This is a genomic window from Yersinia ruckeri ATCC 29473 (assembly GCF_000754815.1).
GTDB lineage: Bacteria > Pseudomonadota > Gammaproteobacteria > Enterobacterales > Enterobacteriaceae > Yersinia > Yersinia ruckeri.
Window position 1 is genome coordinate 1684594 of the sequence record NZ_KN150747.1, and the last position, 21745, is coordinate 1706338.

Genomic DNA, 21745 nt, shown 5'->3' on the forward strand with positions numbered 1-21745 from the left:
TATGGTTAAACCGAATAAATAAAGATGATAGCGAAGGGGCGATAACAATATCGCCCCTGCAATTATTTCAACACATCGTAGTTCAACAATTCGGTAGTTAACCCCGGCCAAGTTTATCGGCCATGTAAACGGATAACCCCTTCCTGTACCGTTGATGCTATCAGCACACCTTCTCGGTTATAAATCTGCCCACGGACAAAGCCACGCGCGCTGGATGCTGAAGTACTTTCTACCGAATAGAGTAACCAATCGTCTAATCTGAACGGCCGATGGAACCACATGGAATGGTCGATGGTTGCGATTTGCACCCCCGGCTCAAGGAAGCCGATACCATGAGGTTGCAATGCTGTGGGTAAGAAATTGAAATCTGATGCATAACCCAGCAAATATTGATGAGTGTGCAAATCGTCAGGCATTTTACCATTAGCACGAAACCAGACGTGGCGATAAGGTTCTTCCAGGCTGCCTTGCAATGGATTGTGGAATTTAACTGGACGCATCTCAATAGGCTGATGACCAATAAATTTGTCCCGCAACTTTTCAGGAATCAGGTGGGACAAACTCTGGGCTATTTCAGTTTCGGACTTCAGGCTTTCCGGCGCTGGCACATCCGGCATAGTATTTTGATGTTCAAGGCCATTTTCCGGATTTTGAAACGAGGCTGTCATGAAGAAGATCGGCTTACCATTTTGGATAGCGCTGACGCGGCGAGCACTAAAACTGGTGCCGTCACGCAGGCTTTCAACATCATAAATAATCGGTTTGCTACTGTCGCCTGGCCGTAGAAAATAACTATGAAAGGAGTGAACATGACGATCCGTAGGAATAGTTTGTTTAGCCGCATAAATCGCCTGTCCGACGACCTGTCCGCCAAATACCTGACGTAACCCCAGATCTTCACTTTGACCACGGAAAAGGCCTTCTTCAATCTTTTCCAGATTAATTAAATTGAGGAGTCTCTGTAATGCTTGCCCCATATTGTGGCCCTCTATGTGTTCTCTCAGCATAGTGTGCTGAATGGATAGCCCACTAGTCAATATATTGATAATAATTAACTATTTTAATTAATTATCTTGGATAAGATCGTTATCTGGCGGATATCCAAGATGAATGGCTTAAACTTGGGTTTTGTATTTTACGCTAAAAAAACAGATTAATTAGATTAAAAAACTTTTTTGTTATCATAATGTTTGCATATTGACCATATTCATGCTGATCGAGCCGATTTGTTGTGAGTACTCAATATCCCTACACCGCTTCCAGTCACAGCCTAATCATCTTCATATTACTGAGTCAGGCAACATCAAGGTAATACATGAGTGTATTACCCACGCTGTTCCAGCTTACGAGCGCTTTACCAGCGCCAAGCAAATTGTTTTAGATCGATATGACCATCTGCTGCAAAGAGTACCCCTTCAGCCTGCAACGCAGTTTGTTGCCTCACATAGTCTTCGCCTGTTAATGATATTTCACCATGACGATTGACCACCCGATGCCATGGCAGAGCCGAGCCTTCAGGTAAACGTCTCAATACCCCACCGACCTGACGAGCAGCGCGTGGTGAGCCACACAGCTGAGCAATGTTGCCATAGGTTGTCACTTGTCCGTAAGGAATAGCGGAGACAACTTGGAACACCCGCTGGCGAAAGCTATCGTTATCCTGTGCCATTATTGGTTATTCCCCGTGGAGTGGTCGATGATGCTGAGAATATCCATCATGCAATAGGGATAATGAAGTGCAAAATACATTTCTGATGTAAGTTATGGATGGATTGGGTAAGAAATCACCAGTTGGTATTGAGTGTCTTGCTATTTAACGGGGCATGGTCAATAATGCCCACCGCTTCAGAGTATCAGAAGCCGTCAATGGAGGCTCTGTTGGTTCTCCCGCAACACTAACTTGTGAACTCGGTCAGATCCGGAAGGAAGCAGCCGTAGCAGGCGAGGTGTGTGCCGGGATGTAGCTGGCAGGGCCTCCACCAATTTCAGCCTCATGATATTCTTCCTAACATTATACCCATCATCAATTTTTTGATATTGCTGCTGTCTTAGATGCGATTCGGTCAAAAAAGTCATGAATACAACATATTGTCGATAATAAGCCCGTTGTTAACCCGAATGATGAGTTTATAAAATAAGCAGCTTACAAAGTCCCGAACGCTATCATCTGGTAAATATTTTAGAATATTCCGGCTAAAATTTTATTTTCCGTCAATGACTCATTAGGTTTGAGTGTGTTTAGGCTAACCGTGATTATTTTTTAACTGCGGGTATTTTAAGGACGATAAGATGATAACTGTAGCGATAAATAAATACCCGCATACAGAAAATATCTGTCAGTTTGCGTGAGGCAAACAGCCATGCTGGTTGGCGTGAAAATGGTCTGTGTGTCGATAAAACCAAGTAAACCATTACCACCATTGAGGCCGATATGTTTACCGGCTCAACGTTGTTCGTCTTAACCAGCGTTAAGCGAGTTACTTCACATGTTGCCAGACAGTTGCAGGAATTTTATCGTATAACTTATTCATGGTAAGTTCAGCTAGACGATGATCCGCAGCAGAATAGAATAATTCTAGTTCATCATCAGATAGCTCATACTTATTTTTTTCAATAACACGCTCTAGTGTGTCAATTGTTGTGCATTTTCTTAAACGCATTAGGTAGTCAGTTTTGGTCATAATAAATTTTCTTCTCAATATATAAATAAAGAAACATAGGGTAACGACCCTTTAATTTTTCATCAGGGCACATAGGTATTCCCCTGAAAATAGTCTGAATAATCGGTCTTTTGTTTTCTGCCAGCGGCGTAAATCAGGATCATTGATTCCGTAACTGCTGAACAAGGTATATGTATCGTCTAGATATTCCTCCACCAACTCGCAGAGATCGATTTCGTCTGCGTATTTTATTTTAAAACTCATCACAAATGAAGCTATGTGTTCGATTAAATCATTCAGTTGGAGATTTACCGCGGAGGTTGGATCATTAACCCAGCCGTGGTGGCTATCGCCCAATGTGGCGATACCTTCATCATACAAATTCTCACATAAGAATTTCAACTGAGCAATATCATGTCGCTTAGGTGAGTACTCATCCATATCATCCCCTCCGTTAAGTCTTAATCGGTGTGATAACACATAGTGAGTAGACTGATAATCATTATACGAGCAGTAAAAACAGCTAGGAACTAAATAAGTTTACCGTATAACAAATATAAATCATTTTTCTGGTCGCTGCTCTATCTTTATTACTCAACCTTACAATTTATCGGCAGTCGACGGCTTGTCGTAATCAATTATATCAAAGATTATTTTTTCAGGATGTACAATAAATGTTACAGTGTTGGTAATGAAATCTTCAGTATTGATATCTATACCGACATTAAAGATAGACCATTTATAACGATAAGTCATTGAATAACCATTAATCTGAATGTTCTTAATCACAAGGGTTTCTAATGAACCGGTCATGTAATGTGCATTATCAGAATAATACATTAGCTCAGAGGTTAGGTTTTCTTCAATCGTGCTAAAATTATCTTTTATTACTTCTTATGGCTGAGAAAGTGGGGCGCTGCAATCAGATAAGTTCCCTAAAATCTCTTTGTTCATTAATCATCCATTTCTGTTTTGGTGCGTTTGTTTATTGTGTCAATCGGTCCTAACCGGTGTTCAGAACGCTCGGGGTGGATATTATCCACATGATTTAAATGGTTTTTAAGTGATGATAAAGGCTTAAATTCCTGCTGAGATTTATTTTCTTAATTCACTTATTTATTTAGTGATTAAATCTTAGTCCTGTTTTATCACCCTGCATTTTAGTTACACAATACCTGCTTGTGCCATGTTCTCGTCTTTTCCTGGCATCAAAGAGGGGGGCTTAATATTGGCCTGATTGTGTAGAGGAAGGCCCTTGGCTTAGGTTTATGTTGTTCAAAACTGATAAGTAGAGACGATAAGTATTTCTTAATAGTATCAAAGGTTATCGGGTTATCAATACATCATGGTTAGTAAAGATAATTTAATTTACTGTTACGAATTATTTTAAATTTATTTAAAGACCATTAAACCTACGAATTATTTTACCCTGATCTCATCCACTTCATCGGGTTACTTTTTTTTGGGATTGTCTCTGTTTACGATAAGAGTGGAGAAATGGATTGCAGGTTTGGTGAGCGCGACGCTATCCGAGTGGTTCAGTCATAAAGTACGCTTAAAAGAAGATACCAGTTTACCGGCTTCTATCCTGGTTAATCAGGCGATGTTCCTTGCTTTAGTGGTGATGAATCGGGTTGTAGATACTCTTTAGCTGTATGAAATAGCGTTTCCCCCTGTCAATGCTACAGGGGGAGGTTTTACACTTGTGGGGGAGTTTCAACGTAACGGGGTTGCTTATTAACAGATGTCTGGCAAAGGAAATATAGTGATTAACGTTTTTTCCGCGTACCTCCCTGAACGGCTTTAAAGCGCGGATTAGTTTTACAAATAACAAAAATCCTACCGTGTCGGCGAACTATTTTGCAGTCAGGATGGCGTTTTTTCGCCGAACGTAATGAACTTAAAACTTGCATGGTATCTTCTCGCGTTAATTTAATTCTTATTGAAGAAACGGCCAAAACGTTGCTGGAAGCGCGCAGTGCTACCTTCTTTGGAGAATTCTTTCTGTTTCCCGGTGTAATAAGGATGGGAAGCAGAAGAGACGTCCAGCGTTACGTAGGGATATGTTTTACCTTCTATATTAATTGTCCGCTCAGTCGTGATGGTCGAACCCACAGTGAAGTAGGTGTCGGCGCTGGTATCATGGAATACCACGGTACGATAGGTTGGGTGAATGTTTGATTTCATGGTTACCATACTGTTATGTTATAATATAACAATAATTATGCACTGAGAAATAATGGGTATCAAGTGCTAAATCGCGGTAGAAGAAAAATAACAGGGAGTAGAGCGCTCAGCGCTGGATGTGGGGCATAAAAAAAGCCGCGAGTGCGGCTTTTTAAGAAGGTGAGTACAGCGTCAGGAATTATTTTGCCTGATGATCAACCGGATGAGCATGTTCAATGTCTTCGCTCTTCTTGCTAAAACGGCGGCGAACCACCACGAAGAACACTGGTACAAAGAAGATAGCCAATACGGTTGCGGTAACCATCCCACCCATTACGCCAGTACCTACGGCGTTTTGTGCGCCTGAACCGGCACCGCTACTGATGACCAGTGGCATTACCCCAAGGATAAACGCCAGTGAGGTCATCAGAATTGGGCGTAGACGCATACGGACGGCTTCCAACGTTGATTCCACCAGCCCTTTGCCTTCTTTTTCCATCAAGTCCTTGGCGAACTCAACAATCAAGATGGCGTTTTTGGCCGATAGCCCAATGGTGGTTAATAGACCCACCTGGAAGTAAACGTCATTGTTTAAACCGCGTAGAGATGCTGCGAGTAATGCACCAACGACACCCAGTGGTACCACCAGCATTACGGAGAACGGAATTGACCAGCTCTCATACAATGCTGCCAGACACAGGAATACCACAATCAGAGAAATGGCATACAGCGCTGGAGCCTGATTACCAGACAGACGCTCCTGATAGGACATACCCGTCCAGTCATAGCCTATTCCGCTTGGTAATTTAGACGCCAACTCCTGCATCAGATCCATGGCTTCACCGGTACTTTTCCCCGGAGCCGCCTGACCCAGAATTTCCATTGATGGCAAACCGTTATAACGTTCCAGTCGCGGTGAGCCGTATTCCCATTTCGCCGTTGAGAAGGTCGCAAATGAAACCATTTGTCCTTCATTATTACGCACGTACCACTTGTCGATATCACTCGGTAACATACGGAACGGCGCATCAGCCTGCACGTAAACTTTCTTCACCCGACCGCGGTCGATAAAGTCGTTTACATAGCTGCCGCCCATGGCGGAACCGAGAGTGGTATTGATATCGGAAATAGCAACACCCAGCGCTTGTGCTTTTTCCTGGTCAACTTCGACTTTGAACTGTGGTGTATCTTCCAAACCGTTCGGACGCATCCCGACCAGCACATCAGAATGCTGAGCAGCCATACCCAATAGCTGGTTACGTGCCGCCGTCAGTTTTGCATGGCCAAGGTTAGCCTGGTCAATCAGTTGGAAGTCGAAGCCAGTTGCCGTACCCAACTCGACGATGGCTGGTAGGTTAAAGGCGAATACCAAACCGTCTTTGATTCTCGAGAAGGCTTGAGAAGCACGGCCAACAATTGCTGGCACTTTATTCTCTGCACCTTGGCGCTCATCCCAGTTTTTCAGGCTGATGAACGCCAAACCGGTATTTTGGCCTTGACCACTGAAACCGAAGCCGTTAACGGTAAAGACTGAGTTAACAACGTCTTTTTCTTTATCCAGATAGTAATCCGTTACATGGTCTAGCACTTTCTGGGTACGCTCTTGCGTGGCACCAGCCGGCAATTGAACCATGGTCAGGAATACACCCTGATCTTCTTCTGGCAAGAAGGAAGACGGCAGGCGCAGGAACAACAAGCCCATGCCGATAACAATTGCCAGATAAATCACCAGATAACGGCCGGTACTGCGCAAAATATTGCCTACGCTGTCGGTGTAATGATGGGTGCTCTTATCGAACATCCGATTAAACCAACCGAAGAAACCGGTTTTCGGGCCATGAGAGCCTTTAGCTATCGGCTTCAACATGGTGGCACACAGTGCTGGAGTCAGAATCAATGCCACCAGAACCGACAGCACCATGGCTGAAACGATGGTGATGGAGAACTGACGGTAAATAGCACCGGTAGAGCCGCCAAAGAAGGCCATCGGGATAAATACCGCAGAAAGTACCATCGCGATCCCCACCAAGGCACCCTGGATTTGTTCCATGGATTTCTTGGTGGCTTCTTTCGGCGGTAGCCCTTCCTCCTGCATCACTCGTTCAACGTTCTCGACCACCACGATGGCATCATCAACCAATAGCCCTATCGCCAACACCATCCCGAACATCGTTAGGGTGTTTATCGAATAGCCAAATGCCGCCAGAATGGCGAAAGTCCCCAACAGCACCACGGGGACCGCGATAGTTGGAATCAGGGTCGCCCGGAAGTTTTGCAGGAATAGATACATCACCAGGAATACCAGAATGATCGCTTCAACCAGCGTTTTCACCACTTCGTGGATCGAAATCTTCACGAATGGTGTGGTGTCATACGGGTAAACCACTTTCAGACTGGCTGGGAAGAACGGTTGTAACTTGGCCAGCTCGGCTTTTACTGCTGCCGAGGTGTTCAGGGCGTTCGCCCCAGTGGCCAATTTGATACCGATCCCGGCAGCGGGTTTGCCGTTAAAGCGGGCAATAACGTTATAACTTTCAGCGCCCAGTTGTACGGTAGCCACGTCTTTCAAACGAACCTGAGAACCATCGGTGTTCACTTTCAGCAGAATCTTGCTGAACTCTTCGGCCGAGGTCAAACGGGTTTGCGCAATAATAGACGAGTTAAGTTGCTGGCCCGGAACGGGCGGTGTCCCACCTAACTGGCCTGCGGCAACCTGATTGTTCTGCACTTTAATCGCAGTGATAACATCAACGGGTGTCAGTTTGAAGTTGTTCAGCTTGTGTGGATCCATCCAAATACGCATCGCGTACTGGGAACCGAACAGTTGAACGTCGCCCACCCCAGAAGTTCGACTAATAGGATCCTTAATGTTGGAACCTACGTAGTCAGCGATATCTTCCTGCTTCATGGTGCCATCGTCGGAAATAAAGCCGGCAACCATCAAGAAGCTGCTACTGGACTTCTGAACGCTAACACCTTGTTGTTGCACTTCTTGCGGTAACAGCGGCATGGCCAGTTGCAGTTTATTCTGCACTTGAACTTGCGCGATATCCGGATCGATACCTGAGTTGAATGTCAGGGTGAGCTGTACACTACCCGACGAGTCACTGCTCGAAGACATATACATCAGGCCATCGATGCCGTTCATGTTCTGTTCGATAACCTGAGTTACCGTGTTCTGAACTGTCGTGGCATCTGCGCCTGGATAGTTAGCAGAAATAGAAATTGCCGGTGGTGCAATAGTCGGATATTGCGCTACTGGCAGCTTCATGATCGCTAGTCCGCCCGCCAACATGATAATGATGGCGATAACCCATGCGAATATTGGGCGCTCTATAAAGTACTTAGCCATGAATTACCGGCTCCTTTTAAGACTTCTTCGCTTGTTCAGCTGGTGCAGCATCAGAAACTTCCTGCGCTTTCACCTGCACGCCCGGTCTGATTTTTTGTAAACCGGTTACAATGACGCGATCGCCCGGTTTCAGACCGTCGGTAATCAGCCACTTATCGCCAATTGCCTGAGCCGCCGTTACCGTACGTAACTCTACTTTGTCACCTTCACCGACAACCAGCGCCGTTGCTTCACCGCGTGGATTACGGGTAATACCTTGTTGAGGAACCAACAGAGCATCGTCTCTCACGCCTTCATCCAGACGGGCGCGTACAAACATTCCCGGCAACAATGTTTCATTCGGGTTAGGGAAAATGGCACGGATAGTAATGGAACCGGTGGTTTCATCTACCGTCACACCAGAGAACTCCAGCGTACCGGTTTCGCTATATTCAGTACCGTTTTCCAGTAACAGGCGCACTTTTGCTTTGCCGTTTTCTTGTTTCATGGCTCCACTGGCCAGTTCTTGTTTCAGGCGCAGGAACTCATCACTGGATTGCGTCACGTCCACATACATTGGATCGAGTTGCTGAACAGTGGTTAATGCCGTGGCCTGACCACTACTGACTAATGCGCCTTCAGTCACACTCGACTTGCCAGTGCGGCCGGTAATAGGGGAGGTCACTTTGGTATAAGCCAGATTGATACGCGCACTTTCCAGTGCCGCTTTGGCTGACTGAACCGCAGCATTGGCCTGCATAAAATCAGAGTTCGCTTTATCGTATTCTTGTTTGCTGATGTAATTGGTGCCCAGCAGCGGTTTATAACGGTTAACGGTCAAACGTGCGATTTCGGCACTGGCCTGTGCTTTGGCCAAATCGCCTTTTGCACTGTCATAAGCGGCCTGATAGGTCGCAGGATCAATTTGATACAGAGAAGTCCCAGCGGTGACGTCACTGCCTTCCACATAATTTCGTTTTAGGATAATTCCGCTCACTTGGGGACGAACCTCAGCGACGCGGAATGCGGACGTGCGACCAGGAAGCTCAGTAGTAATATTGAGAGGTTGAGCTTTCAATGTCACGATACCCACTTCAGGCGCTTGTTGTGCATGCGCGCCTTGCGGAGCGTCTTTATCATTACATCCTATAAGTACCAAGCTGCCTGAAAGTACCAGAATTGCAGCCAGAGGCATTACCCCTCTGTTTTTGCTCATAGATAAACCTCAAGTGTCCGAATTTTAATTTACCAATGGATCACAAGCCCTAAAATCCATTGCTGCGAAAATGATATGTGCGTGCTATGGTACATACATTCGCAAATGTATGTAAATCACAACCCCCGAAAAAATAACGTCATGGCACGAAAAACCAAACAACAGGCCCTTGAGACCCGACAGCAAATTCTTGATGCTGCCGTAAAAGAATTCTCTGAACATGGCGTTTCAGGGACATCGCTCGCGGATATTGCTGATTCTGCGGGCGTGACTCGTGGTGCTATTTATTGGCATTTCAAAAACAAAGTTGATCTGTTTAATGAAATCTGGGCATTAGCGGAATTTAACATTGATCAACTTGGAATAGAGTATCAGGCAAAATTTCCTGATAATCCACTGCGGATTCTGCGTGAAATACTTATTTATATACTGATCGCTACTCAGGACGACGATCGCCGTCGAGCATTGATGGAAATTGTTTTCCACAAATGTGAGTTCGTGGGAGAAATGACCTCGGTTCATAACGCCAGAAAAGTCCTCTATCTCGCAAGTTATGAGCGAATTGAAACCGTTTTGCAAGACTGTATTGCGGCTCAACAGCTCCCGCCCGATCTGAATACTCGCCGGACCGCTATTATTATGCGTGCTTATATCACCGGCCTGATGGAAAATTGGTTATTTACGCCAGAATCCTTTGATCTAAAACAAGAGGCAACCATATTGATTGATGCTTTTCTTGAAATGATCGCGCAATGCCTCACCCTACGAGGTGAGGGGATACAACCTAAATAAGATTAACTGGAGTTTAATATGGGTTCTCTGGTGGTTATTGCTAATGGTGCGGCTTACGGTCAAGAGTCATTATTTAACGCATTGCGTTTGTCCATCGCATTAAAAGAGCAGCAGGACGATCTGGACTTGCGTCTATTTTTGATGTCGGATGCTGTCATGGCAGGAATTGCCGGGCAAAAACCGCATGAGGGATATAATATTCAGCAAATGTTGGAAATCCTTATTGCCCAGCAGGTACCGGTTAAATTGTGTAAAACCTGTGCCGACGCTAGAGGAATAACCGCGTTACCATTGGTTGACGGGGTTAAAATAGGTACGTTGGTAGAGTTGAGTCAATGGACGTTGGCGGCAGACAAGACGCTGACTTTTTAGTTAGAATTGCCCAATATTTTCATGGAATGAAAAACTTTTCTTATCATCGGCTGTTGCCGAACGTGGTAGGATTTCTGTCATCTCCACTGATATGAAGTTGGATCATGATTCGCAGGTTTAATACCCACTCGTTTCTATCGTTAACTACCGGCTTTGGCACGCATTATCTCCGTGTCTGGATGCTTTTCAGCCTGTTAATTATGGCGCTGATATGCCTGCCAGCCGCCACGGCTGCGAACTTAAACGGTGATATACCGGTTCGCAGTGAAGTGCAGAATCAGCTTGATGCGTTAGCCAAACTGAAAAATCCAACGCCAGCGGATAAATTGGCTCAGCAGGATCTCACCCGTACCCTCGAGTTTCTCGATGCCATTGATCGAGTTAAACAAGAAAACAGTCAGTTAAAACAGCAATTGGCGCAAGCACCGAACAAGTTGCGACAGGCAACTGACTCACTGGAAGCGCTGAAGAATAATTCTGCCGATACGCTGACTCGTGAATCTCTTGCCAATTACTCTTTGCGTCAATTAGAAGCCCGGCTGAATGAAACGCTGGACGACTTACAATCGGCACAAGAAGACCTCTCGACCTACAATAGCCAGTTAATCTCTCTGCAAACTCAACCAGAGCGAGTGCAGGGTGCCATGTATAGCGCATCGCAACGATTACAGCAGATCCGTAATCAGCTGAATGGGTTATCTCCTGGTCAGGATGGCTTGCGGCCAGCACAGCAGCAAACCTTGCTGACGGAGCAAGTCCTACTCAACGCACAGCTTGATTTACAACGTAGAAATCTGGAAGCCAACACCACGTTGCAGGATTTACTGCAAAAACAACGTGATTACACGACGGCACATATCGATCAGCTTGAACGTTATATTCAGATGTTACAGGAAGTTGTCAGCGGTAAGCGGCTAATTCTTTCCGAGAAAACAGCGAAGGAAGCGCAGACACCTGATGATGCTGCGGATATTCAAAATGATCCACTGGTTAGCCGCGAACTGGCGATTAATCGTGAATTAAGTCAACGATTAATTAATGCCACCAAAGAAGGCAATACGCTGGTTCAGCAAAATATCCGGGTAAAAAACTGGCTAGATCGTGCATTACAGGCCGAACGGAATTTAAAAGAACAAATCACCGTATTACGCGGCAGTTTGCTGCTTTCCCGAATTCTTTACCAACAACAACTGAATTTGCCAGCGAATGGGCTGATCAGCGATATGGGCGTGCGCATTGCCGATTTGCGTCTGGAACAGTTTGAGATTAACCAGCAGCGGGATCAGTTATTCCAAGGGGATGATTATATTCAGAAGCTGATGGGCAACAGTAAAGAAAAGGTCAGCGCGAATGTTGAAGACGCGCTGGGACAAATTGTCGATATTCGTCGCGAGTTACTGGATCAACTGAATAAACAATTGGGTAATCAACTGACGTTGGCGATCAATTTACAGATTAATCAGCAGCAATTACTCAGCGTGAACAGTTCGTTGCAACATACATTAACCCAGCAAATCTTCTGGGTGAGTAGCAATAAGCCAATGAACTGGGTCTGGTTGAAAAGTTTACCTGAAGCCGTTCACAATGAATTGAGCAACCTTAATTTCAAGTTATCACCTAGTGATCTTTTGGATGGTTTGCTGAAATCGCTGATCTTTATTATTCCACTCTCGCTGGTGGTTGGGATAATTCGCTGGCGTTATAAAATCATCGATAGCCATTTAGAGCGTCTTACTGATGATGTTGGTCAGTTAAAGCATGATACCCAGATGCATACGCCTAGGGCGATTTTACTCACGCTATTAAAAGTCTTACCGGGTGTATTGCTGATTTTGGGCATGGGTTGTTGGTGCTTGAATTCAGAACTGAGTATCAGCGACTTCCTGTGGAGTTTATCCCTACAATTGGCGCTGTTCTGGCTGATATTCGATTTGACTTATCGTATGTTGTCACCCGGTGGTATTACCGAACGTCATTTCAACATTTCTGCTGATCGCTGTGCGCATTACCGGCGGCAGATGGTGCGTTTGGGAATGGCGTTGCTGCCGGTCATTTTCTGGTCGGTATTGGGTGAGAAAAGTCCACTGCGGTTGGTCGACGACGTTATTGGGCAGGTGGTGGTGGTGATTGCTCTGGCGTTGTTGGCGGTGTTTGTTTTCCCATTCTGTCGTGATAGCTGGCGCGAGAAAAACAGCCACGCTGTGCGGCTAGTGATCGTGACTGCCATCGCGATAACGCCGGTGATTTTAATTGGTTTGATGGGCGCAGGCTATTTCTATACCGCATTGCGACTGGCTGGCCGTTGGATTGACAGTATCTACTTGCTATTCCTGTGGAATATTGTTTATTTAACGGCGATTCGTGGCTTGGGCGTTGCGGCGCGCCGTCTCGCTTATCGTCGTGCTATTGCCCGTCGTCAGAGTTTGGCTAAAGAAGGTGCCGAAGGCAGTGAGCCGGTAGAGGAACCACCACTGGCGTTGGAACAGATCAACCAGCAGTCATTGCGTTTGACTACCATGGTGTTATTCCTGATTTTTGCCAGCGCTTTCTATTGGATTTGGTCTGACCTGGTAGCGGTTATTTCCTATCTGGACAGTATTACGCTGTGGCATTACAACAGCACGATCGCCGGTGCCAGTGTGCAGCAGGCGGTGACATTGGGTAATCTGTTGGTTGGGGTGATGGCTTTGGTGGTGGCCTATGTGATGACCCGCAACTTACCGGGTCTGCTGGAAGTGCTGGTGCTCTCACGCCTACAATTGCGGCAAGGCACCTCCTACGCCATTACTACCATGCTGACCTATCTGATTACCTCGGTAGGTGCGATTACGGCGCTGAGTTCTCTCGGGGTTTCCTGGGATAAACTTCAGTTTCTTGTTGCCGCCCTGACGGTTGGTCTGGGCTTTGGTTTGCAGGAAATCTTCGCCAACTTTGTTTCCGGTATCATTATTTTGTTCGAACGCCCCGTGCGTATTGGCGATACCGTCACCATTGGCACGTTCTCCGGTACCGTTAGCAAAATTCGGATTCGTGCGACGACCATCACCGATTTTGACCGTAAAGAGGTGATTATTCCGAACAAGGCATTTGTCACCGAACGCTTAATCAACTGGTCGCTGTCGGATACGATCACGCGCATTCTGATCAAGGTTGGCGTGGCTTACGGCTCGGATCTGGATAAGGTCAAAGAGGTCTTGCTGAAGGCAGCCCATGATAACCCGCGGGTGATGTCCGATCCCGAGCCGCAAGTGTTCTTCCTTAATTTTGGGGCCAGCACGTTGGACCATGAGTTGCGTTTGTATGTGCGGGAACTGCGCGACCGCAGTTACACGGTGGATGAGTTGAACCGCTCAATCGATAAGCTTTGTCGGGAAAACGATATTAATATTGCATTTAACCAGCTTGAGGTCTATTTGCACAAGGCCGATGGCTCAGAAGTGCAGGAAGTCAGTCGTCCGATTAATCCGTCGTCAGATCATGGGCGTCAACAACCGGCGGTGTAACCGTTGAAGGGCGGCAGATAGTCGCCGTCTTACCGCATGCGGGATAAAAAGATAAACGAATGAGGGCGAAACCAATGCGGTTTCGTCTTTTTTTGGGCGCGACAGGGTTGGAAACCGCCAAGTCGGAAAATTATTCCTGACGACGATGAATCAGCTTTTGCTGATAGTCACGTTTAACAATTTCCAGTGCCGCCAACGCTGTTTCCGGCGCTATCTCGTTGCACTCCAGCAGATAGATTAAATCTACCGCCAGTTGCAGTTCTGGTGGGGCGTGTTCGACTGACATATGGGCCAACATTTGGGTTTCAGTTTGAGTTAAGTATTTCAATATGGCATCGACGAAGTGTGTGTCGTGCTTTTCCGCGACAGAGTATGGATTGCCAGCAAATCGGGTAAACCCAGCGGCACATTATCCTGAATGACGAGAGTGACTGGGCTTGGCGCTATCGCCGCTCAAACGCTCAGGTTATTTATATGGTGAATCAATCCGGGTTATCTGTCAGTAAATTCGAATACCATTATAGATAATAACTGATGATTACGTAATCATCAGTTGTGCAAATGTGACTAGCCTTCAAAAACCGTTTTCTTTTCGTTCAATACTACGTTCGATACGTAGTAACGCCTGACGGCAACGCATTAAGCGGCCTTCCAACGCCGCCAACTCTTGTTGTATCCGTTGCTGATCGACCAGTCGGGTCTGCTGCCCTAACTGGCTTTCACGATCCTGAATCATGGCGATGATGCGCCGCTCATAATCCTGATGTTCAGCCAGTTTATGATACGGATCTTGGCTAACCATGCGCGGTTTAGGCTGCGCTTTACGCAGCGTCTGGGTTGCCAACTCTCGCTGTAAGGCGGAAATTTGCGCGACCAGTTTTTCCGCTAAAAAAGCGACTTGTTCGGATCGTTGTTCGGCGACAACTTGTTTCAACTGCGCGAGGTTCTTGCGCACTTCCTGCAGATAATCCCGTAAACGGGTGCCGTGGTTGCTGAACAACAGTTGATCGAATCGTGCCTGTGTCGTTGGCGTGTGAGCCTGAGGGGCAATGTCTGCCGACAGCGCTTCTACCTGATTTTCAAGCACCTGTAATAATTTTTCTGTGCTCATGGCATATTCTCCTGATGGCTCTGAGGCTAGCTTGCCTTTGAACCCCGCAGGAAACAAGGGATAAGACTCTGGGGGGATAAATTGATCGATTAATCACGCTGTAGGTGAATCGAGTTAATGATAAAGTAATGATTAGCATTCAAGGCACATAATCGTGGCATCAAATCAAGGGATCTTATGTCTGGTTGGCTATTAATCATTTTAGGATGGATCGCTGTGGTGCTCGCCACGCTGGGTGTCGTACTGCCGTTGCTGCCAACTACGCCATTCTTGCTATTAGCCACTTGGTGCTTTGCCCGCTCTTCACCACGTTTTCATCAATGGTTACTCTATCGCTCATGGTTTGGCAGCTATATTCGTAGCTGGCAACAGCATCGGGCATTACCGCCGGGTACCAAATGGAAGGCAGTATTGGTGACTGTTTTCACTTTTGCCGTCTCGCTCTGGCTGGTAAAAATTTGGTGGGTAAGGGTACTGTTAGTGACGATGCTGATCGTTTTATTAATATTCATGCTGAGAATGCCAGTTATTGACTTATCGCAACAAAAACGGCGCTGATCGTCGGGCACCAGTTGCATTTTATCCACAGTTTGAATAGATTTGAGCGTTTTCGTACGCGGATTGCCTCGTTGGCTCTTTTCAGAGCGTTAAAAAGGGGTGGGATGTATTTTTCCCGGCGGTGTTTGATTGGCATCGGGTGGCCGCGTTTCAGTATGAACAGTAGTTTTATCAGGCACAAATTATGACCGCTACCGCACCTAATACAGCACAGCAGCTCCAGTATATTAAAGACAGCATTCAAACCATTCCTGACTACCCAAAACCAGGGATACTGTTCCGTGATGTTACCAGTCTGTTGGACAACCCTTTGGCCTATGCCTCCAGCATTGAAATGTTGGTTGAGCGTTATTTGAACGCTGGCGTTACTAAAGTTGTTGGTACCGAAGCCCGTGGCTTCTTGTTTGGAGCACCGGTTGCGCTGGCACTGGGCGTCGGTTTTGTGCCGGTTCGCAAACCGGGCAAACTGCCACGCGAAACCATCAGTGAAAGCTATGAATTAGAATACGGCACCGATGCGCTGGAAATACACACCGACAGCATTAAGAAGGGTGATAAAGTTCTGGTCATTGACGATTTACTGGCTACCGGCGGCACGATTGAAGCAACGGCGACGCTGATTCAACGTCTAGGGGGAGAAGTGGTTGCTGCGGCATTCATTATCAACCTGCCGGAACTGGGTGGTGAAAAACGTCTGACTGAACAAGGCATTGAGTGTTACAGCCTGGTGTCTTTCGACGGACATTAATTCCCATTCGAAAAAGTGCGGCCTCGCCGATATAGGTAGAGGCCGTTTTTTGTTATCAATCTGTGGTTATCACTCCACTCGAGTTAGTGTGTTCTGCCGATGTTTGCGCCAGCGCTTCAGTAGCAGAGGCAACAACAGCACGGCGACAGCCAAACCCAACAAGGTTTGTGCAATAGCGCCACTCCACAAAATACCGAAATCCCCATTACTGATCGACAGTGCGCGACGTAAATTCTGCTCGAGCATTTCTCCCAGCACAAACCCCAGAATCAGTGGCGACATCGGGAAGTTCATTTTTCTCAGTAGATAGCCAAAGATTCCCAGCCCCACCATCAGTACCAGATCGAAGGTAGTACTGTGGACCGCATAGACGCCAACCGCTGACACTGCGGCGATTGCGGGTACCAGGAACCATAGGGGGATCGTGAGCATGCGGGTGAAAAAACCGACCAGAGGCAGGTTCATCAACAGCAACATTACGTTAGCAATCAACAGTGAGGCAATCAGCCCCCAGACAATATCTGGTTGTTCGGTGAACATCGCAGGGCCGGGCGTGATGTTATACAGTGTCAGTGCGCCCATCATGACTGCCGTGGTGCCTGAACCAGGAACGCCCAGTGTCAGCATCGGAATAAATGAGCCGCAGGCAGAGGCATTGTTAGCTGCTTCGGGTGCTGCTACACCGCGAATATCGCCTTTACCGAAGCTGTCGCTATTCCCACTGATTTTTTTCTCCGTCATGTAAGTCAGTGCGCTGGCGATGGTGGCTCCGGCACCGGGTAAAATTCCGACGAAGAAACCAATCACAGAGGAACGCAGCGTTGGCCCAACACACTCTGCTGCTTCTTTGCGATTAAACAACAATCGTCCGGTTTTCCTCACCAGTTTTTGTCCCGAGCTGGTACTTTCCAGCATCAGCAGGATCTCGCTGACGGAGAACAGCCCAATCACGACCACAATAAACTGGATACCGTCAGAAAGATGGACACTGTCAAAAGTGAATCGATAAACCCCGGTGTTGGCATCGACTCCCACGGTTGCCAGACCCAAACCAATTAATGCTGCCAGTAATGATTTCAGCGGGTTTTGGCTCATCATGCTGCCAAGACAGGCGATGGCGAAAACCATTAAGGCAAAATATTCTGCCGGTCCAAAGGATAATGACCATTGAGCCAATAGCGGTGCAAATAGAATGATTCCACCGATAGCGATTAATGAACCTACAAAAGAACTAACCGCCGAAATAGACAGCGCAACCCCGGCACGCCCTTGTTGAGCCATGGGATAACCATCAAGTGCGGTCATAATCGCAGCGGCATCACCAGGAACGTTGAGCAATATTGACGAGATGCGCCCGCCGTACTCGCAGCCAATGTAGACTGTTGCCAATAATATCAGTGCCGATTCAGCGGGCAGTTTTAAGGCGAAAGCCAGCGGCAGCAAGATGGCGACACCGTTGATTGGCCCCAGTCCGGGTAGCAAACCAACAATGGTGCCAATAAAGCAGCCAATCAAGGCAATCATCAGGTTTTGCGGCACTAGTGCCACTTCAAACCCTTGAGATAAATACATCCAGGTTTCCATCATTGCCTCGTTAGTTCAGCCATACGCCGAGCGGTAGGGTGACATCCAGTAAATAATCGAAGGCGTAGAATAGCGAAACGCCGATGGTGACTGCTGACAGCAGCGCCTGAATCAAACTGGCTTGAAATAACCGTGCGATACTGAAGGTGAGTAACGCGGTAGCCAGTGGAAATCCAAGCCATTCGAAACTCCAGGCATAGAGCACTAGCGTGATGATCATAACCAGCAGGCGCTGTAATACCTTGCCAGGTGACCACAACACCACGTCGGGTTTACGTAACAGCAGTAATACCGCGCACAGCGCCATCAGCGCCAAAATGGTGATAGGGAAAGGCCTTGGCCCCAGCGGTTCGTAGCTGTACTCGCTTTGAATTCCCCAACCGATAAACAATCCACTGACACATAAAAGAATCCAGATACCGGCGAAAATGCGGTCGCTCATGTTCTTTCCCCTTAATTACTTGGCTAGGCCGAAGGTTTTAGCCTGCTCACGATACAGCTCAACCTGCTGCTTGACGTAAGTATCCAGCGCTTGACCCGTCATGTTGAATTCGAACAATCCGCGCATATCGCGTTGTTTTTTAAATTCTTCGGTTTTCATCAGGGTGTTAAAGGTATCCACCCACCATTGATATTCTTCATCGCTGACTTTTGGTCCAACATAGAAACCACGAATGATCGGCCAGACCAAATTGAAACCCTGTTCTTTGGCGGTAGGAATATCGGCTAATTGACCCGGCAGGCGTTGTTCGGCATAGACCGCCAGCACCCGCAGTTTATCGCCGCTTAAATAAGGCACCATCTCGCTTAAATCACCTGAAACGGCCTGAATGTGGTTACCCAGCAGTGCTGTTACCGGTTCGCCGCCGCCCTCAAAGGCGACATAGCGCATTTTGTGTGGGTCCACGCCCACTTCGCGCGCCAGCAGCGCGGTTTTCATCCAGTCTTGGCTCCCAATAGAGGCACCAGCACCAAATACCACGCTATTTGGATCTTTTTTAAATGCATCCATAAGATCTTTCAGGGTTTTGTACGGAGAATCACTGCGTACGGCGATCATGCCGTAGTCAGTTCCGATCGCGGCCAACCACTTCACATCATTGGCGTTGTAACGACCAAATTTGCCCTGTGACAGATTAAGTAGCGAACCGCCAGAAAAGGCGACAACGGTGCCGAATTCGGCTGGACGTTGTGCCACGATGGCGTTATAGGCCACGGCACCGACGCCACCGGGCATGTAAGTCACCCGCATTGGGCGATCAATGGCTTTGGTTTCTTGTAGTGAAACCTGAATGAGTTTGCAGGTAAGGTCAAAACCACCACCGGGTTTGGCGGGTGCGATACATTCGGTGCGTTTTGGTGGATCCATCGCCAGCACGTTTTGCGCGGCAAAAATCAGAACAGAAGTGGTGAAAGCACGGATAATTATATTTTTCATGTCGTTCCCCAGATTATTTTATTACAAACTGTGAGCTTTCCCGCGATTGCGAGGTTACTAAATTGTTAAAGCAATAACCTTTCAGTTACCTTTCAATGGACAGGAAAAAGTACAGGATGTGACATTATGCGTATCTTGTTGGTGGAAGATCACCCTGAATTATCTCACTGGTTGCAGAAGGCATTGACTCATGTGGGCTTTGCTGTGGATGTGGCGAACGATGGCATTGAGGCGGATCATTTACTGCAACACGAAAAATATGCCTTGGTGGTGCTGGATGTGGCCTTGCCACGATTAAATGGATTAGAACTGTTAGCGCGCTTACGTAAACGCGGTCAAACTCTGCCCGTATTGTTACTCACGGCTCGCACGGATGTCGCTGATCGAGTGAAAGGGCTGAATTCCGGTGCCGATGACTATCTGACCAAACCTTTTGAGCTCGACGAACTGGAAGCTCGTATCCGCGCTTTACTACGTCGAAGTGTAGGCGTGACGCAGCAGGCGTTGCAGTTTGGCTCACTGACTTATCACGACGAAGGTTATTTCTTGTTGGATAACAAACCATTGGCACTCACGCCTCGAGAGTCGGCGGTCTTGACGACCTTAATGCATCGTCGTGGCCGACCTGTGGCGAAACAGCAGCTTTTTGAACAGATTTTCACTTTGTCGGATGAGGCCAACCCCGAAAGCATCGAGTTATACGTACACCGGGTTCGCAAAAAACTCCAGGGCACTGATGTCGCCATTATCACGCTGCGTGGCTTGGGTTATAGTCTGGAATGCAACCATGTCCAAGGCTAGGTGCTATGGACTGCAAACGCCGCGCTCGCTATTTCATCAATTGTTGCTGTTTTTTGGTTTACCGTTATTAATCTTGGGTGGCATCTCAATCTATACCCATTATATCAGCGCCATGAATGCGGCGACGCTGGCTTATGACCGCACCTTGTTGGCATCGGCTCGCACCGTTGCTGAGCGTTTGCTGGTCAGAAATGGCAAGCTGGACGTGGATGTACCCTATATTGTGCTGGATAGTTTTGAACGCAATATGAATGACCAGCTTTACTATCAGGTGATCACGCCTGAAGGCAAAAGCATCGCGGGTTATGATGATTTACCGCCGCTGCCGCCCAACACATCCCGCTCCAATATTTATCCTGCATTAGTCCATTTTTATGATGCCAATTATGACGGAAAGCCGATTCGCGTTGCTGCACTCTATCAACCGATTAACGAAGCGGGTGTCATGGGCATGGCTTTGGTATTGGTGGCTGAAACCCTGGCATCACGGCACAGTTTGGCACAACAAATCATGGTTTCAGCCGTGCTGACCCAAGGGGTGCTGGTGGTATTGACTTTGGCGCTGGCCTATCTGCTATTAAAGCGCATCCTTAAACCGCTGCGTCAATTATCCGGTCTAATGTTAAGGCGCGATCCCGGTGAATTAACCCCGCTGCCGATGATATTGCCTTGGTCAGAAATGGAACCATTATTACTGGCATTCAACCGTTATATTCAACGATTGAGAGAGATGGTTGAACGTCAGGGACGATTTAGCGCTGATGCTTCACACCAATTGCGGACACCGCTGGCGGTACTAAAAACTCAGGTGGCAGTAGCCTTGGCCAGCCACGCGCCCTCACAGTGGCGCGAAAGCCTACAAGCCATGAGCCACACACTGGATAACACCGTAGCGCTAACCGACCGGTTATTGCAGCTATCCCGCATTAAAGTGGTGGAACGAACGTTACAGCCGGTGAATATTTCCCAGGTACTTCGTGATGCCTGTTTTGCCCGCTTGCCACAGGCCCGGCATAAATTGATCGATCTGGGTTATGAAAGCACGGAGGAATTCAACATTCAGGGCGATGGACTATTACTGAGCGAGCTTTGTGATAATTTGCTGGATAATGCGCTGAAATATACTCCGATGCAGGGAACGGTCACTGCACGTTTGCGTCAGGATAAAAGCGCCCAACAGTGCATTTTGGAAATAGAAGATAGCGGCCCAGGCATCGCACAGGATGAAACCGCGCAAGCGCTAATCCCTTTTCACCGCCTGGATAATGTCGGTGACCAGCCGGGAGCCGGATTGGGATTGGCACTGGTGAAAGATATTGCGAATTATCACCAAAGCCATCCCGAGCTACTTTTCGGTGAAACGCTGGGGGGATTATTAGTGCGTATTCGCTTTAGCCTACACCAATAAATAGCCGCGAAGACCAGAGTGAACTTGTGTGATGATTGACCAGCCATCGTGGAAAAT

Annotated in this window: 22 protein-coding genes and 1 other RNA gene; 9 read left to right on the forward strand and 14 right to left on the reverse strand. The window is 47.3% G+C overall.

The window, feature by feature from the left end; genetic code table 11:
• Positions 1 to 113: 113 nt before the first annotated feature.
• Together tesB and DJ39_RS07495 are read right to left on the reverse strand one after the other, a co-directional pair.
• Entirely contained in the window at positions 114 to 977 is an 864-nt protein-coding gene (tesB, locus tag DJ39_RS07490) for an acyl-CoA thioesterase II (protein ID WP_004718726.1), read from the reverse strand.
• 377 nt (positions 978 to 1354) lie between these two features.
• Positions 1355 to 1669, reverse strand: a complete 315-nt coding sequence (locus DJ39_RS07495) for an MGMT family protein (protein WP_004718728.1) — start codon at positions 1667 to 1669, stop codon at positions 1355 to 1357.
• A 207-nt stretch (positions 1670 to 1876) separates the two neighbouring features.
• Here DJ39_RS07495 and ffs point away from each other — a divergent pair.
• Positions 1877 to 1973: signal recognition particle sRNA small type (gene ffs, locus DJ39_RS17400), an RNA gene on the forward strand.
• Between the two features lie 504 nt (positions 1974 to 2477).
• On the opposite strand, the gene ymoA is transcribed toward ffs, so the two are convergent.
• From ymoA to DJ39_RS18365, 3 genes are all read right to left on the reverse strand, one after another.
• Complete coding sequence (gene ymoA / locus DJ39_RS07500) at positions 2478 to 2681, reverse strand: expression modulating protein YmoA (protein WP_038243726.1); 204 nt, start codon at positions 2679 to 2681, stop codon at positions 2478 to 2480.
• Between the two features lie 51 nt (positions 2682 to 2732).
• The gene (gene tomB, locus DJ39_RS07505) at positions 2733 to 3101 is read right to left on the reverse strand and encodes an Hha toxicity modulator TomB (RefSeq protein WP_004718732.1); all 369 of its coding nucleotides are present in this window, start codon (positions 3099 to 3101) and stop codon (positions 2733 to 2735) included.
• Positions 3102 to 3260: 159 nt separating this feature from the next.
• A complete protein-coding gene (locus DJ39_RS18365) occupies positions 3261 to 3500 on the reverse strand; it encodes a hypothetical protein (protein WP_004718733.1) in 240 nt (79 codons plus the stop codon).
• A 649-nt stretch (positions 3501 to 4149) separates the two neighbouring features.
• Between DJ39_RS18365 and DJ39_RS17885 the strand changes: the two genes are divergently transcribed.
• Positions 4150 to 4311 carry a hypothetical protein gene (locus DJ39_RS17885; protein ID WP_004718735.1) on the forward strand — a complete coding sequence of 54 codons (162 nt, stop codon included), beginning with the start codon at positions 4150 to 4152 and terminating at the stop codon, positions 4309 to 4311.
• Between the two features lie 118 nt (positions 4312 to 4429).
• Here DJ39_RS17885 and ykgO read toward each other — a convergent pair whose 3' ends face one another.
• The 4 genes from ykgO to DJ39_RS07525 all read right to left on the reverse strand — a co-directional run bounded on the left by ykgO (position 4430) and on the right by DJ39_RS07525 (position 9373).
• Positions 4430 to 4573 (reverse strand): type B 50S ribosomal protein L36, encoded by a 144-nt coding sequence (ykgO, locus tag DJ39_RS17405; RefSeq protein ID WP_004718738.1) that lies wholly within the window; start codon positions 4571 to 4573, stop codon positions 4430 to 4432.
• Between the two features lie 19 nt (positions 4574 to 4592).
• Positions 4593 to 4847, reverse strand: coding sequence for a type B 50S ribosomal protein L31 (locus DJ39_RS07515; RefSeq protein ID WP_038243728.1), 255 nt, complete (start codon positions 4845 to 4847; stop codon positions 4593 to 4595).
• Between the two features lie 178 nt (positions 4848 to 5025).
• Positions 5026 to 8178, reverse strand: a complete 3153-nt coding sequence (gene acrB, locus DJ39_RS07520; RefSeq protein WP_004718742.1) for an efflux RND transporter permease AcrB — start codon at positions 8176 to 8178, stop codon at positions 5026 to 5028.
• A 16-nt stretch (positions 8179 to 8194) separates the two neighbouring features.
• Positions 8195 to 9373: an efflux RND transporter periplasmic adaptor subunit gene (locus DJ39_RS07525; RefSeq protein WP_038243734.1), complete on the reverse strand. Its 1179-nt coding sequence runs from the start codon at positions 9371 to 9373 to the stop codon at positions 8195 to 8197.
• A 141-nt stretch (positions 9374 to 9514) separates the two neighbouring features.
• Here DJ39_RS07525 and acrR point away from each other — a divergent pair, with 141 nt between their 5' ends.
• From acrR to mscK, 3 genes are all read left to right on the forward strand, one after another.
• A complete protein-coding gene (acrR, locus tag DJ39_RS07530) occupies positions 9515 to 10165 on the forward strand; it encodes a multidrug efflux transporter transcriptional repressor AcrR (RefSeq protein WP_004718746.1) in 651 nt (216 codons plus the stop codon).
• Positions 10166 to 10183: 18 nt separating this feature from the next.
• Positions 10184 to 10537, forward strand: coding sequence for a DsrE/DsrF/TusD sulfur relay family protein (locus DJ39_RS07535; RefSeq protein WP_004718748.1), 354 nt, complete (start codon positions 10184 to 10186; stop codon positions 10535 to 10537).
• Positions 10538 to 10716: 179 nt separating this feature from the next.
• Positions 10717 to 14040, forward strand: coding sequence for a mechanosensitive channel MscK (gene mscK, locus DJ39_RS07540; RefSeq protein WP_004718749.1), 3324 nt, complete (start codon positions 10717 to 10719; stop codon positions 14038 to 14040).
• A gap of 130 nt (positions 14041 to 14170) precedes the next feature.
• On the opposite strand, the gene rsmS is transcribed toward mscK, so the two are convergent.
• Entirely contained in the window at positions 14171 to 14326 is a 156-nt protein-coding gene (rsmS, locus tag DJ39_RS17410; RefSeq protein WP_004718752.1) for a pleiotropic regulatory protein RsmS, read from the reverse strand.
• A 288-nt stretch (positions 14327 to 14614) separates the two neighbouring features.
• Entirely contained in the window at positions 14615 to 15151 is a 537-nt protein-coding gene (gene priC, locus DJ39_RS07545; RefSeq protein ID WP_038243736.1) for a primosomal replication protein PriC, read from the reverse strand.
• A 177-nt stretch (positions 15152 to 15328) separates the two neighbouring features.
• On the opposite strand from priC, the gene DJ39_RS07550 reads away from it, so the two are divergent.
• A complete protein-coding gene (locus DJ39_RS07550; protein ID WP_004718755.1) occupies positions 15329 to 15709 on the forward strand; it encodes a DUF454 family protein in 381 nt (126 codons plus the stop codon).
• Positions 15710 to 15893: 184 nt separating this feature from the next.
• Positions 15894 to 16457 carry an adenine phosphoribosyltransferase gene (gene apt / locus DJ39_RS07555; RefSeq protein ID WP_004718756.1) on the forward strand — a complete coding sequence of 188 codons (564 nt, stop codon included), beginning with the start codon at positions 15894 to 15896 and terminating at the stop codon, positions 16455 to 16457.
• Between the two features lie 69 nt (positions 16458 to 16526).
• Here apt and DJ39_RS07560 read toward each other — a convergent pair whose 3' ends face one another.
• The 3 genes from DJ39_RS07560 to DJ39_RS07570 are packed head-to-tail and all read right to left on the reverse strand — an operon-like array spanning position 16527 to position 19479.
• A complete protein-coding gene (locus tag DJ39_RS07560) occupies positions 16527 to 18041 on the reverse strand; it encodes a tripartite tricarboxylate transporter permease (protein ID WP_038243738.1) in 1515 nt (504 codons plus the stop codon).
• Between the two features lie 10 nt (positions 18042 to 18051).
• The gene (locus DJ39_RS07565; RefSeq protein WP_004718761.1) at positions 18052 to 18483 is read right to left on the reverse strand and encodes a tripartite tricarboxylate transporter TctB family protein; all 432 of its coding nucleotides are present in this window, start codon (positions 18481 to 18483) and stop codon (positions 18052 to 18054) included.
• A gap of 15 nt (positions 18484 to 18498) precedes the next feature.
• Complete coding sequence (locus DJ39_RS07570; protein ID WP_004718764.1) at positions 18499 to 19479, reverse strand: Bug family tripartite tricarboxylate transporter substrate binding protein; 981 nt, start codon at positions 19477 to 19479, stop codon at positions 18499 to 18501.
• Positions 19480 to 19605: 126 nt separating this feature from the next.
• Between DJ39_RS07570 and tctD the strand changes: the two genes are divergently transcribed.
• Both tctD and DJ39_RS07580 read left to right on the forward strand, forming a co-directional pair.
• A complete protein-coding gene (gene tctD / locus DJ39_RS07575) occupies positions 19606 to 20280 on the forward strand; it encodes a transcriptional regulator TctD (protein ID WP_004718766.1) in 675 nt (224 codons plus the stop codon).
• Positions 20267 to 21688, forward strand: coding sequence for a sensor histidine kinase (locus DJ39_RS07580; RefSeq protein WP_038243741.1), 1422 nt, complete (start codon positions 20267 to 20269; stop codon positions 21686 to 21688). The genes tctD and DJ39_RS07580 overlap by 14 nt, the downstream gene beginning before the upstream one ends.
• Positions 21689 to 21745: the final 57 nt, after the last annotated feature.

Coding starts and splice junctions, on each gene's coding strand:
- rsmS (WP_004718752.1), bottom strand. CDS start 14,326: ATGTCAGTCGAACACGCCCCACCAGAACTGCAACTGGCGGTAGATTTA.
- acrR (WP_004718746.1), top strand. CDS start 9,515: ATGGCACGAAAAACCAAACAACAGGCCCTTGAGACCCGACAGCAAATT.
- ykgO (WP_004718738.1), bottom strand. CDS start 4,573: ATGCAAGTTTTAAGTTCATTACGTTCGGCGAAAAAACGCCATCCTGAC.
- DJ39_RS07515 (WP_038243728.1), bottom strand. CDS start 4,847: ATGAAATCAAACATTCACCCAACCTATCGTACCGTGGTATTCCATGAT.
- acrB (WP_004718742.1), bottom strand. CDS start 8,178: ATGGCTAAGTACTTTATAGAGCGCCCAATATTCGCATGGGTTATCGCC.
- DJ39_RS07565 (WP_004718761.1), bottom strand. CDS start 18,483: ATGAGCGACCGCATTTTCGCCGGTATCTGGATTCTTTTATGTGTCAGT.
- DJ39_RS07580 (WP_038243741.1), top strand. CDS start 20,267: ATGTCCAAGGCTAGGTGCTATGGACTGCAAACGCCGCGCTCGCTATTT.
- apt (WP_004718756.1), top strand. CDS start 15,894: ATGACCGCTACCGCACCTAATACAGCACAGCAGCTCCAGTATATTAAA.
- DJ39_RS18365 (WP_004718733.1), bottom strand. CDS start 3,500: ATGTATTATTCTGATAATGCACATTACATGACCGGTTCATTAGAAACC.
- DJ39_RS07550 (WP_004718755.1), top strand. CDS start 15,329: ATGTCTGGTTGGCTATTAATCATTTTAGGATGGATCGCTGTGGTGCTC.
- priC (WP_038243736.1), bottom strand. CDS start 15,151: ATGAGCACAGAAAAATTATTACAGGTGCTTGAAAATCAGGTAGAAGCG.
- DJ39_RS07535 (WP_004718748.1), top strand. CDS start 10,184: ATGGGTTCTCTGGTGGTTATTGCTAATGGTGCGGCTTACGGTCAAGAG.
- tctD (WP_004718766.1), top strand. CDS start 19,606: ATGCGTATCTTGTTGGTGGAAGATCACCCTGAATTATCTCACTGGTTG.
- DJ39_RS07570 (WP_004718764.1), bottom strand. CDS start 19,479: ATGAAAAATATAATTATCCGTGCTTTCACCACTTCTGTTCTGATTTTT.
- DJ39_RS07525 (WP_038243734.1), bottom strand. CDS start 9,373: ATGAGCAAAAACAGAGGGGTAATGCCTCTGGCTGCAATTCTGGTACTT.
- DJ39_RS07560 (WP_038243738.1), bottom strand. CDS start 18,041: ATGGAAACCTGGATGTATTTATCTCAAGGGTTTGAAGTGGCACTAGTG.
- ymoA (WP_038243726.1), bottom strand. CDS start 2,681: ATGACCAAAACTGACTACCTAATGCGTTTAAGAAAATGCACAACAATT.
- mscK (WP_004718749.1), top strand. CDS start 10,717: ATGCTTTTCAGCCTGTTAATTATGGCGCTGATATGCCTGCCAGCCGCC.
- DJ39_RS07495 (WP_004718728.1), bottom strand. CDS start 1,669: ATGGCACAGGATAACGATAGCTTTCGCCAGCGGGTGTTCCAAGTTGTC.
- tesB (WP_004718726.1), bottom strand. CDS start 977: ATGGGGCAAGCATTACAGAGACTCCTCAATTTAATTAATCTGGAAAAG.
- tomB (WP_004718732.1), bottom strand. CDS start 3,101: ATGGATGAGTACTCACCTAAGCGACATGATATTGCTCAGTTGAAATTC.